Origin of the sequence: Ekhidna sp. (assembly GCF_040223195.1) — a bacterium.
Lineage (GTDB): Bacteria > Bacteroidota > Bacteroidia > Cytophagales > Cyclobacteriaceae > Ekhidna.
In genome coordinates, this window is the sequence record NZ_JAVKDX010000015.1 from 582,271 (window position 1) to 594,725 (window position 12,455).

Below are 12,455 nucleotides of genomic sequence, written 5' to 3' on the forward strand. Positions count from 1 at the left end.
TTATTCCCTCTGCGTGCAAGATGTATGGCATAATGATGTTTAGACACAAACAAATAATCCCATGGTTCTGGAGAAACAAGCAAAATGGTTTTACCGGATAGCCTCATTTTTGACTTATTATATGTTGGAGAACATCAAAGTACTTCTTTCCAATTGTGACCTTCGAGAAGTCAGGGACCTCATTAAACACCATTGGCCCATTGATGAGTTTGTACATTGCCTCGAAGAAGTCGTCCTCAGAGTTGTTTTCAATGAGCACTCCGTTTGAAGCATTCACAAACTCAGGAATCCCACCTACATGACTGGCAATCACCGGACAGCCACACATTAAAGCTTCCGCGCAAACCACACTAAAGGTTTCATATACCGAAGGATGAATGTATGCTGAAGCCATGTTCATCTGACGAGCGATCTCCGCTGAATCCAGTTTACCTAACAACTCAATTTGATTATGAGGTTGGGATAACTGAACAATTTCTTCCCATTGAGGACCATAACCGGCGATTACCAACTTGATCGATGGATCAAAATCCAAGAGCTTTACAAATGCATTGATCACGATGAATGGATCTTTGGGAGATTTCCACAGTGAAACCATGAAAAAACGTCCTTTCTCACGATTCAAACTAAGTCTTTTGAAGTCATTTTCAACCACATTTGGGACGATAAAATTCACAAAGTCATATCCACTGAATTGCTTGATATCATTTCCTAGTGCTTTAGAAACCGTGATCACAGGTATGTTTTGCTTAAATATCCTTTGCACTCTCGGCAAGCTTTTTTTTAAGCCGAAATTGAAATGATAGGCACTCCAATGCTCCGTGATTACGGTTTTAGGTTTGAAAAACCCCTTAAACAAATGCCAATAAGTCAGGTTTGGATATGCGATATGAAAGTTGAGTACATCATAGCTATTCGCTCTGTTTCTCAGCAACACAAATAGAACAAGGAGAGATGAGAAAACTTCAATAATAATCCATCGTCTGGTAGGTATTTGAAGCAAAACATGATGTGCCCCATAATCTTGATAACGAATGAACCTTAGCTTCCCATAGAGTACCTGTGCATGAATTACTTTCTGATCATCAACAAACTCATTCAAAGCTTCTACCTGTCGATGGATGAACAAAGCCTCTTTGGGTTGTCCCCGATTTGGGTGCCAGGAAGTGATGTGGAGTACTTTCAAAATCCAAGTAATGTTTTTCTAACACAATACTGAAGAGTGTTATAATTGCGTGCCTTAAATGGGTTTTTGTAGATTGCCTTCAAAGTTTCCAAAATAGCCTCTTTTTTAAAACCATAATACATGCTAAGCTCAGCTTGCTTAATATGTATAAGTGATTTATCAGACATGTAACTTCCCATCATTTCTTCAAGTCTGGTTTCCAATTGCTTTTGGTTACCAGATTCTAAATCATCAATACCATTGTCGATTCTTTGCCTCCATAGAATTCTAGCAATTTCATGAAGATAAAGTTTCCTTGGAGTAATTTTTTTCGATAGTGACCCTCTTAAATTTCTATAATGATAAAGGTGTTCTTTAAGATTACCGGGTAGTGATTTATCAAGTAGTCTTAAGGTCATATCGTAATCTTCTCCGTACCCATCAAAAAAGTCACGATAAACAGTATTTAATAATTCACTTCTTGCAATAATCGTAGGCCCATGCATCTGCGACTCTTTTGAAAGCGCTTCTTTTAATTCAAATGAATCTGTTTTTAAATCACTTTTACTTACTGTACTATTTTCTTCATTGTAGAAATTCGTCCCACAAAATCCAATTTCAGGATTCGATTTCAAATAATCAATTTGAGCTTGGAATCTATTTAGATATGACCAATCATCAGCATCATGAACAGTAACATATTCTCCGGTTGCATTTTTAAACAATCTATTTACTGTTACTACTTTTCCTAAGTTAGTTTCATTATTAGTAATAGTGACTCTCTTATCGGTTCTAAATTTTTCAATTACTTGTCTAGAATTATCTATTGATCCATCGTCGGCCAATAGAAGTTCGAAATCTTCAAAGGATTGAGACAAAATACTTTCAATAGCCTGTGCAACATACTTTTCTGCATTATAAACAGGCATAATCACAGAGAGAACAGGCTTATTGCTTTGATGCATATATCATCCCTACATGGGAATTATAATTTTGCTTAAACGCAGTGAATCCATTTTTACTTAGACTGTGTATTATTTCAGTTGGTTCAGTTTTATGCCACTCCATCATAATTGCATCGAAAGATGATAAAATGCCATTATTATACAAATTCTCAATAATCTCGAATTCAGCTCCCTCAACATCCATTTTCACCACCTTTTTAATACTTGGTCTGCTAGTAATAATTTCCTTCAGTACTTCGCTAGCAGATTTAATCTTTATTAACTCTTGTCCTAAATCCACAAATTCATTCTTAACGAGATTCGTTCCAAATAATCCAACTCTTCCTCTGTTTGAGGGAGAATAATCAACCATCATTTCTTTGTTACAATCACCTAATCCAATATTGTTGGACTTTATTTTTTGTGATACTGATGGATTCCTTCGGAAGTTTTCCTGAGCTTGCTTAAATGTTGGTTCGAAAGGTTCAAAACCATATACAGCCACAACATTCTTCTGACTTGCAAAGTACAGGGATGCAATGCCCACATTCATACCAATATCTAATATTAAACATGGCTCAGCTATATGAAATTCATAACATTTATCTACTAATATCTCGCATGCAATGAAGAGTTCTTCAGCAGTCTGAATCTCAACCCGTAACCCACTATGGGCAAGCAGAAGCACCCCGTTCTCAAGAAAGAGGCGACCTCCATTTGCAACAAGTTTTTTTGCACTCGAATAACCCCTTAAAAGAGAAATATGCTTATTCTCATCTAAATGGATGCCTATAGATTCCAAATAAACTGAATGCTTTTTGTATCCGCTAAATTCATGGTGTACGGCCAACTTATGCCACTCATTTTTGGACGTTCGATAAGTAATTGATCTTTGAAGTTTTTTGAGAATATTCATTTCAGAATTGATAGCAAATCATTATTAGACCCGAAAAGGTAAAATGAAATAATAAATAGAATGAAAACTGCCCCATATAGAAGTACATTTCTCAGAAACGAAATCTCAAGCGTTCGGCAAACGAAATAGCTATTGAGCAAATATGATATTAGCTGTGTTCCGGAAATTATTACAATAAACCATATAAATGAAACATTCAAGTATAAGCCAATGGCTAAACCAAGCACCATAAGTAGATTGCCAATGGCACTAAGGAAAAACAGGAATCGTTCTTTTTTGAAAATCTGAAACACGGATTGAATAGGGAAAATAGTATACTGGAACAGCACATAAATACCCATCATTGCTACTATTGATCCGGTGGTCTCCCACTGATCACCCAGAAAAAAAATCACTAAGTCCCGTGAAAACACCACCAGGATTACAATAGGGGGAATAAGAACCAAAAAAAGTGTTCTGTATAATCTAATGGTAAAAGACTGTAAGTGATGAAAACCTGACTCAATCAGTTCATTAGCCTTTTGCAAAAAGAGGGGTGCTATCGCATTCACAAACAATTGCTGTGGAAGAGAAAAAAGTGTCAGAGCCATTCCGTAGTAACCAAGGCTTTGATTGTCAAAACGAATAGCCAAAAAGTAAATGGGGATCTGGCCCGCAAAAAGACCAAGTAGTTGGTTTGGTAGGAAATATTTTGGGTAATTGCTATAGTCATGGAGGACTCGCTTAACTCCCTGAAATGTTATATCACTTCTTAGTCCGGTCACTTCTTTATGATAAAAACGATATGAATTGATAACATTTACCACAAACCTTCCAATTAAATTTCCACATATCAATCCAAAAACATACCCTCTCCCTAGCCAACCAAATAGAACGTTTACTGATCTCAGAAATATACCTCCAAATCCTTCTAGTTTTGAAGCTAGTCTGAACTCCTTCTCTCTTACATTCCAACTTGAAAATATCACCATAGAGCCGTCAACAAATATTCCAATTGGGATGAAGAGCCAAATAGACCCCCTGAGCATGTTTGGCGAGATAAGGTATAAAAATCCAATAACTAGAAGAGCAAAGAAAGTTGCGGAGCAAACTTTTAGGATTTGAAATATTATCAGATTTTGAAAAGCCTTTTTTGGACTTACTAATACATAGCTTCCCGGATACCCCATGAGTAGCAGTGTTACAATCAAAGTTGTAATTGAATTGAACAATGAAAAATTACCATAAGCCTCTGGTGGAAACAATCGAGACAAAACAGGAACGAAGAAAAAGGAGGCAGTAGCGACAAGAATTTTGCCAGAAGCTAAATAAGAGAAATTTTGAACGAATGAATCCTTCTTCAAAAATGATCTCCAGAGAGCAGCTAATTTCTTAATCATTCCCTTTCTCCTTGTATTGTTAAGAATATTAGAAAAAAAGGAATAAGAGGTACCTTATACCTCATCAAAGTCCCAAAATTGAACGTACTCACACCAACGGCAAAAGCGAACAATACGGAAAACGCGATGCAGAAAACAAGAAAGGGATCCCTCAATTTGGCACGGATATTTCCTTTAACGATCAAACCAATGGATAGGAAGAGTATTGCTAGCGATTCAAGTGCACTCAAAATCATCAAAGGATTCCTTACCTCCCAGATGTATGGTCTAAATAAACTCACATTTATAGCCCTTGGAGCCAGACCAATCAAACTTTGCCAACTTCCATCTGGTAATCCAATATCGTATCCCCCGTCACCATCCGATCGGGCTCCCCACCCATACCTGATATCGTAGGCGGTGATCCGGGCACGCTCGGCCAGGTTATCTAGCTGATACTTGGAACTGTCTTTGGTGACCTGATCAAGAGTAAAATAGGCCGAAGCAATAAAAACCAAGAGCAATGCCGGAATCAACAATAACCTGAGGGCCAGATTTCGAATCCTTTTTACATTCTTAAAAAAGAGCCAAACAGCTATCATAGGCAGAAAACAAATAAGGATGTATACTTTGATCCTGAAAATCACCCAAAGTGAAAATGCAAATATTCCTGCCTCCACTATTCCTCTTTTTCCAAAATCAATCCACCTCAATAGTCCCCAGGTCATCCAGCCGAGTGCCCCCAGGGTTACGGTATCCTTAAGAATTCCTGATCCCCAAAAAATCACCGAGGGCACAAACAAAACAGCAATAGCCAGTCGGCCGGAGTTTTCAGGGTATTTATATTGTAGAGCAGAGTACAATGCCCATAAACCCGAAAAACTGAAAACGGCAAAGAATAAAGAAGTAGCTGAGTAGGTGTGAAACGTAAGCAGATCAAAGAAGGCCGTAGCTTTTACGATGGCATAAGAAGCTGGATCCCGATAGTACCATATATTACTGGTGTATTGAAAAGTTTCCGGATCCCAGACTCCTCCCGGCTCCATTAATAGTTTAACTCCCAAGGAAATGTCTTCATTAAATGCCTGGTAAATCCACCTGCTTCCGTGCTCCCAATAATTGAACGTATCGCCTCCTCCGTAATAAAATTGATAGAGTACACCCAACAGAATAGCACCCCCAAACCGCACCCATAGGGCAGGTAAAAAGTATTTGCGTGTTCCCTTATTCGTTACATAAGGACGTATTACCAAAGCAATCAGTGTGAAAATTGCCAAATAAACTGGGGTTATGATCAAGTCTTGTAAACCCATTCAACAAATCTAAGAGTTAATTTAACTTGCAAAGCAATGTGTGGAATAACTGGCTTCAAAAACTTCTCGAAACGTGATGATTTGCAATCCTCACTCATATCAGCCACCCAATCCCTCCACCTACGAGGACCCGACCATCAGGCCACCTTCCTGCATCAGTCGGTCGGCCTGGGACATACCCGGCTCTCCATTATCGATACCTCCGAAAAAGCCAACCAGCCCATGACCGATGCATCCGGTCGGTACACGCTCATTTTCAATGGCGAAATCTACAATTATCGCGAGCTGGCAGCAACACTGAGCGTAGACTTTTACTCCACTTCCGACACGGAGGTGTTACTTTACCTACTCATCCGTGATCAGGAAAAATGCCTCCCCATGCTCAACGGTTTTTTCGCCTTCGCCTTTTACGACTCCAAAGCAGAAACCCTACTGCTCGCCAGAGACAGGATGGGCATCAAGCCGCTTCATTATTTTCAAAATGATGACTTCCTGGTCTTCGGGTCAGAGATGAAAGCCCTGATGAACTATCCCATTCCAAAAAAAATCGATCAGCTTTCCCTCTATTGGTACCTCCGCCTCACCTACCTGCCTTCTGACATGAGCATGCTCGTGGGAGTAAAAAAACTGCTTCCCGGTCACTTTATGAAGGTATCCCAAGCCGGGACAGACATCCAGCGCTACTGGAGCCTTGAACGCCCTGACATCTTCCGTGGCAATTATATAGAAGCACAGAAAGAGACCGTCCGGCTGCTGGAGCAATCCGTAGAGCGGCGCATGGTGGCCGATGTGCCACTTGGCTCCTTCCTGAGTGGCGGCACGGATTCATCTGCAGTGGTGGCTATGGCCTCTGGGTTTGACAGCCACCTGCACACCTTCTCTATCGGCTACCGGGATCATGATTTTTTCGATGAGACAGACTATGCCGAACTGGTGGCCAAAAAATTCAACACCACACACACCACCTTCTCCCTCACCAATGATGATCTGCTCAATAGCCTGGAAAAGGTGCTGGACTATATCGATGAACCGTTTGCAGATTCCTCGGCAATCCCTACCTACATCCTCTCAAACCACGTAAGTAAGCACATCAAGGTGGCCCTTTCCGGAGATGGTGCTGACGAGCTTTTTGGAGGGTACTACAAGCACCTGGCCTTTCAGCGGTCCGGCGAACATACGCTACCCAACCACCTCATCCGGCTGCTGCCGCCCCTGCTTCAGCACCTCCCCACCTCCCGGTCTTCCAAGGCTGGCAACCTTGCTCGCAGAGCTGCGAAATATGCCCGTCTCATGAAAATGAGCCCGCAGGACAAATACTGGCACCTGGCCTCCTTCAACCTGCAGGCACATAAGTTTCTGCTGCACAGACCCGAATCTGGGGAACGCCAGTTCATCAACAATATCCTACACCAACAAGGGCAGATCGATCTCAATGATTTCCTGGATGCTGATTTGAAACTGGTGCTCCCGGGCGACATGCTCACCAAAGTAGATCTGATGTCGATGGCCAATGGCCTGGAAGTACGTGTGCCCTTTCTTGACAAGGATCTGGTGGCCTTTGCACGTTCTCTACCGCCGCATTTCAAGGTGGATAAAAACCGGAGAAAGACAGTACTACAGGATGCATTAGAGCACATCCTCCCCAAAGAGCTGCACCATCGGCCAAAAAAAGGATTTGAGGTGCCGATGCTGAGCTGGATGAAAAATGAGCTCCTAGGGTCCATTGAAGAAATTGTATTTGACGAAGATCACCTGCGCCATCAGGGCATTTTCAATCCCGAAAAAGTCATGAGCCTGAAAGAAAAGCTCTTCTCCGCCAATCCGGGGGATGTGCATTCGGTGATATGGACAATTTATGTGTTTCAGAAGTGGTACGGGAAATGGTTTTCCTAACAATTTCATATCACGAGAAAAGGCTCATTATGTCGAAAAAATCCTTGGTTCTTGAACTTCTTTTTTTATTTGCACTTCCTTAAGTATTGATTATGCCCTACTCATTAGTAACCGGTGGTGCCGGATTCATTGGCGCACACGTTTCGCGCAGTTTGATCGAAAAAGGAAAACAAGTGATCGTTTTGGATGACCTGAGCGGTGGCTTTGAAGAAAATGTCCCTTCGGAGGCCTTATTCATCAAAGGCTCCATCACCGATCATGAATTACTTGAAAAGCTTTTCAATGATTATGAAATAGAATATGTCTATCACCTTGCAGCTTATGCGGCTGAAGGGCTGAGCCACTTCATCAAACGATTCAACTATACCAACAATCTTACCGGGAGTGTGAACCTGATCAACGAGGCGGTGAAGCACAAAGTGAAGTGCTTTGTATTCACCTCGTCCATTGCCACCTATGGGGCATTGCCCCCTCCCATGCGAGAAGATATGACACCCCAGCCTGAGGATCCCTACGGCATTGCCAAGCTCGCTGTGGAGATGGACCTCAAGGTTTCTCATGAGATGTTCGGGCTGGATTACGTGATCTTCCGTCCGCACAACGTTTACGGCGAATACCAAAACCTGGGAGACCGCTATCGCAATGTGGTGGGCATCTTCATGAACCAACTGATGCAAGGCAACCCGCTCACCATCTTCGGTGATGGCAGCCAGACACGCGCCTTCACCTACGTAGGAGACATAGCGCCAATTATTGCAAACTGTGTGGACCACAAGGAATGCTACGGCGAGGTATTCAATATCGGTGCGGACAAAGAATACACCGTGAAGGAACTGGCCAGCGCAGTAATCGATGCGATGGGGCTGAAAAGTGAGCTGCGATTTCTGGATGCCAGAAATGAAGTAGTGCACGCCCACTCTGACCATTCTAAAATCAAAAAGATCTTTGGGGAATACAGCAAAACCTCACTGGAAGATGGACTGAGAGGCATGGTGGGTTGGGCCAAGGCCACCGGAGCAAAGAAGAGCTCCAGGTTTGAAAACATCGAGATCACTGAAAAACTGCCACCCGTGTGGCTGGAAGACTGATGCCCAAAATACTTTTCCTTACACTCCACCGAAAAGACCGGTCTCCCGGGCAAAGATTCCGGCACGAGCAGTACCTGGATTACCTGGAACGAAATGGGGTTGAAATCACATATTCTCCCATGCTGGACGCTCGCCAGGACAAAATCTTTTACGGTTCCGGCAATACATCGGGCAAAATTGGAGTGGGGATTTCCGCGATGCTGAAAAGGGTGAAGGATGTGTTTCGCTCCAATCGTTACGATTACATTTTTATCTACCGGGATGCTTTCTTCTTCGGGACGTTTTTTGAGTGGCTATTCAAAAAATCGAAAGCCAAACTCATCTTTGACTTTGACGATTCCATTTGGCTGCAGGATGAGAATCCAAATCAATCCTTTTTTCAAAAACTGAAAAACCCTGCAAAGACCGGAAAGATTATTTCCTATTGCGACCTTACCATCGCCGGAAATGAATACCTCGCCAGTTACGCCCGAAAACACACAGATAGCGTGACTATTATTCCAACCACCATAGACATGGCTGATTATGTAAGGGTACATGTGAGTAAGCAACAGCCGGGGATTTGCATCGGGTGGAGCGGGAGCTTCTCTACCATCAAGCATTTTGAAAGTGCGCTGGAGCCGCTCAAAAAGATCAAGGAAAAATACGGGGATCAGGTGTATTTCAAAGTCATTGGGGACGGTAGCTATAAAAATGAAGACCTGGGCATCCGGGGGTTAGCTTGGAAAAGTGAGACGGAAGTCTCCGACTTATGCGAAATAGATATCGGCATCATGCCGCTCCCCGACGATGACTGGAGCAAAGGCAAATGCGGTCTAAAGGGCCTTCAGTACATGGCACTCGAAATTCCCACAATCATGTCGCCAGTGGGAGTGAATTCAGACATCATTCAGGATGGTGAAAACGGTTTTCTTGCCAGCACAACAGAAGAATGGGTGGAAAAACTATCACTTCTCATTGAAAATATTGATTTAAGAAAACGAGTGGGTAAAGTAGGAAGAAAAACCGTGGAGAGAGACTTCAGCGTGGAAGCCAATAAGGAAAAGTGGTTGGATGTCTTTCGATAAATAATGCTTATTCCAGCCATCCGCGATGCTTGCAAAATAGGATGGACTGCTCAGATACTTTCATCAGGGCTGGTGCCAGATTCCTTACATTAATAAAGTTTTGCTTCACTTCCTCAATCCAGTAATCGTGAACAATGCTGTTTCTCAAATCTCTTATACTAATGAGCTCCTCAGCGGAAGGAATGACCTCCATTTTTTCTAAAAAAATTAGCTCTGTCTATAAAAGCAATATTGTCATCTCTCAGTAAAATCAAAATGGTCCGTAAAAATTTTGACGCGAGGAAATCCGCCAACCTGCTGAATCTGGCAGTAAAAGCTTCAAGGATATCATAATCTTCCATCGAGTACTCACCGTGTTTTCCTGTTTCTTTCGCCTTCTTTGATGAGCGATCTAAGAGTTGAAGCATTTTTTCTAAATCAACAAAATACTCCCTAAGCAAGTCAATATGATCCTTCTCATTCATAGCTTTTTAGCTGAAGTCAATGCAATTCGCTTAAATGGTCGATCCTCCTCAAATGTGAAATTGACCAGATCTACTTTTTGTTCACCAAACTGTCTCCAAAAACTATATTTAAGCTCCCTCAATGCTTCTAAGGGCAATTTCCCTGCAGAAAGTACAAGAAAATCAATATCGCCCCCCTTTTTCTGAAGATCTGTTCTGGAACCAAAAAGATATAATTCTGCCTTTGGATCAATCTTTTGAATCCCCAAAGAAGGATAGTATTTCTTCCTTCACTCGAACTTTATCAGCATTAATCACGACCATAAAAAACTAATTTACGGAAAAGGTCTCACAAATCCTTCAGCCGCTCCCTCGCCTCCTCGTGCGTCGGATGCTTACGTTTTGCTCTTTTCTTTACCCGCTTATAGTATTCTTCCGCAAGCTCAGGATTCCCTTCTTTTTCAGCGATCCTGCCCAGGTGTAGGAGAGAATAAAAGTAATACCCCATCTCTGTCGCTCCCACTTGTTCGGAAAAATCCAACCCTCGTTGGTAATAAGCCTTTGCCGCCTCATAGTTACGTTTAATCTCGCTAACATGTCCCAGGTAAAAACAAGCATACCTCCCACTATGGGCCTCATAGCCGGTTTGCATACTATCTATCCGCTGAAGAATTTCCAGGGACACATTGCCCGCTTCGGTGTACCTGCCTGACTGGTACAGCAGCCGGGCATAGTAGCGATGAAAGTAGGCATTATCCGGAAACTGGCTGTTTAGGTACTCGCCTACTTGCAGTGCACCGGCTATGTCATTTTCTTCGGTTGCCAATATTCGCATGAGGTAATACTGCGCCTCGGTGCGGGAGTAGAATGCATTCCTGGCTACTTCCTTCAATTGCTGTATTCCCTTCTCCTTATCTCCCTTCGGGAAAAACATCATGATGGGCCTAAGCAGCGGATATTCCTCCCTGATCCATTCGGCATAGTAGTTGAAAAGGGCATCTCCAAAGAGCAGCTCCGGGCTGTATTCTTCATGCCCCCGGCATTCTCCCAGGTATTTGAGCGACCTACTCCCTGCCAGTGCTGCCTTCCGGTACTCCCTCCGCTCCGAATACAGGCGCCCCTCAAAAGCATAAGCAGCCGCCAAAAAGAAAGATCCCTCGATTTCATTATAGTTTTTCTGTACATGCTCTGCCAAAAGCTTAGTGGTATCCATGTAAGCGAGAAATTCCTGATCCCACGTATCATTGTCATAATCCGGCACAATCCTCCACCAGTAGTTCAATCCCTTCAGCAGGTACGGAAGGGGATGCCAGGGATACTGCTTCTGCAGGTAATTGAAGTGGCTGTGCGCCTTTTCAAACTCAAAATTGTACATGGAGTTAATCGCCTCGGTGGATTCTATCTGAATGAATGGATTAATCAGCAGACTATACCTCGCACTGTCGCCTTTTGGCTGCCCCTCTTGCCGTTGGGCATTGACAGCCGCCGAGTGTAGGATTAGGATTATCAGCGTGATATTTTTGACGTTCAATTTCATTCAATCGCAAATCTAAATGACCGACTCATTAACCAAGTACCGAAAGCGATTTCTCGAAGAATGGTTCGACTTCAACGGTGCAGGCATGTTTTTCATTATCTGCATGACGTACATAGCTCTACTTTTTGTAAAACGCATCTTCATCATCGATAGCATCGCGGCATTTGAGGTGCTAAACGAGCGAGGAGATATCTGGATATTCGACATCTTGTATGGTATTCAATATTTAAGTGTGCCGATTTTTCTCCTCTGGAAATGGACCTGGACCACTCTAACGCTCTGGATTGGTTGTTTCATGTTTGGTTATCGCCTTCATTTCAATCAAATCTGGAAGATGGTGATGCTGACTGAGGTGGTCTTCTTCCTCCCGGAAATTGCGAAGGTTTTGTGGTTTACCCTTTTCTATACAGACCCAGACTACAACGATTACATGGCCTTCTATCCATTCTCCCTCATCAACCTGGTGGATTACACACAAATCGCTCCAAAGTGGCACTACCCACTCAAGTCCATCAATATTTTCGAATTGCTGTACTGGCCCGTGCTCGCGCTGGGCATCTATTTTATCGGAGGGAAAAAACTGAAAATATCTGCGTACATCGTATTGAGCACTTATGTACTGTTCTTTTTCGTGTGGCTCGCTTTCTACCTGGCGGTGTACTGATAAAAAGATGTTAAAAACCCCATCCGAGCAGGCAAGCTTCCGTTTAAGCTTCGGTAGTAGAAGTTTC

The 12,455-nt window shown here is 42.7% G+C and carries 12 protein-coding genes; 4 read left to right on the top strand and 8 right to left on the bottom strand.

Features of this window, described 5'->3' with window-relative positions:
* Window positions 1–103 precede the first annotated feature (103 nt).
* From RLN88_RS10095 to RLN88_RS10115, 5 genes are read right to left on the bottom strand one after another with little or no spacing between them, the layout of a single operon-like run.
* Window positions 104–1,186 carry a glycosyltransferase gene (locus RLN88_RS10095; RefSeq protein WP_350221272.1) on the bottom strand — a complete coding sequence of 361 codons (1,083 nt, stop codon included), beginning with the start codon at window positions 1,184–1,186 and terminating at the stop codon, window positions 104–106.
* Complete coding sequence (locus RLN88_RS10100; protein WP_350221273.1) at window positions 1,183–2,130, bottom strand: glycosyltransferase family 2 protein; 948 nt, start codon at window positions 2,128–2,130, stop codon at window positions 1,183–1,185. Before RLN88_RS10100 ends, RLN88_RS10095 begins: the two co-directional genes overlap by 4 nt.
* The gene (locus RLN88_RS10105; protein ID WP_350221274.1) at window positions 2,114–3,025 is read right to left on the bottom strand and encodes an FkbM family methyltransferase; all 912 of its coding nucleotides are present in this window, start codon (window positions 3,023–3,025) and stop codon (window positions 2,114–2,116) included. Before RLN88_RS10105 ends, RLN88_RS10100 begins: the two co-directional genes overlap by 17 nt.
* Window positions 3,022–4,404 (bottom strand): oligosaccharide flippase family protein, encoded by a 1,383-nt coding sequence (locus RLN88_RS10110; RefSeq protein WP_350221275.1) that lies wholly within the window; start codon window positions 4,402–4,404, stop codon window positions 3,022–3,024. The genes RLN88_RS10105 and RLN88_RS10110 overlap by 4 nt, the downstream gene beginning before the upstream one ends.
* Complete coding sequence (locus RLN88_RS10115; RefSeq protein WP_350221276.1) at window positions 4,401–5,660, bottom strand: hypothetical protein; 1,260 nt, start codon at window positions 5,658–5,660, stop codon at window positions 4,401–4,403. The genes RLN88_RS10110 and RLN88_RS10115 overlap by 4 nt, the downstream gene beginning before the upstream one ends.
* Window positions 5,661–5,732: 72 nt before the next feature.
* Here RLN88_RS10115 and asnB point away from each other — a divergent pair, with 72 nt between their 5' ends.
* The 3 genes from asnB (at window position 5,733) to RLN88_RS10130 (ending at window position 9,744) form a co-directional block, all read left to right on the top strand.
* The gene (asnB, locus tag RLN88_RS10120) at window positions 5,733–7,589 is read left to right on the top strand and encodes an asparagine synthase (glutamine-hydrolyzing) (protein WP_350221277.1); all 1,857 of its coding nucleotides are present in this window, start codon (window positions 5,733–5,735) and stop codon (window positions 7,587–7,589) included.
* Between the two features lie 92 nt (window positions 7,590–7,681).
* On the top strand, window positions 7,682–8,677 hold the full coding sequence (locus RLN88_RS10125; protein WP_350221278.1) for an NAD-dependent epimerase/dehydratase family protein: 996 nt from the start codon (window positions 7,682–7,684) through the stop codon (window positions 8,675–8,677).
* Window positions 8,662–9,744 (top strand): glycosyltransferase family 4 protein, encoded by a 1,083-nt coding sequence (locus RLN88_RS10130; RefSeq protein WP_350221279.1) that lies wholly within the window; start codon window positions 8,662–8,664, stop codon window positions 9,742–9,744. The genes RLN88_RS10125 and RLN88_RS10130 overlap by 16 nt, the downstream gene beginning before the upstream one ends.
* Before the next feature lie 7 nt (window positions 9,745–9,751).
* Here the strand turns inward: RLN88_RS10130 and RLN88_RS10135 are convergent, their stop codons facing one another.
* From RLN88_RS10135 to RLN88_RS10145, 3 genes are all read right to left on the bottom strand, one after another.
* Window positions 9,752–9,937: a hypothetical protein gene (locus RLN88_RS10135; RefSeq protein ID WP_350221280.1), complete on the bottom strand. Its 186-nt coding sequence runs from the start codon at window positions 9,935–9,937 to the stop codon at window positions 9,752–9,754.
* Window positions 9,938–10,204: 267 nt separating this feature from the next.
* Entirely contained in the window at window positions 10,205–10,456 is a 252-nt protein-coding gene (locus tag RLN88_RS10140; protein ID WP_350221281.1) for a nucleotidyltransferase domain-containing protein, read from the bottom strand.
* A gap of 80 nt (window positions 10,457–10,536) precedes the next feature.
* A complete protein-coding gene (locus tag RLN88_RS10145; RefSeq protein WP_350221282.1) occupies window positions 10,537–11,724 on the bottom strand; it encodes a tetratricopeptide repeat protein in 1,188 nt (395 codons plus the stop codon).
* Window positions 11,725–11,740: 16 nt separating this feature from the next.
* Between RLN88_RS10145 and RLN88_RS10150 the strand changes: the two genes are divergently transcribed.
* Window positions 11,741–12,388: a hypothetical protein gene (locus RLN88_RS10150; protein WP_350221283.1), complete on the top strand. Its 648-nt coding sequence runs from the start codon at window positions 11,741–11,743 to the stop codon at window positions 12,386–12,388.
* Window positions 12,389–12,455 lie beyond the last annotated feature (67 nt).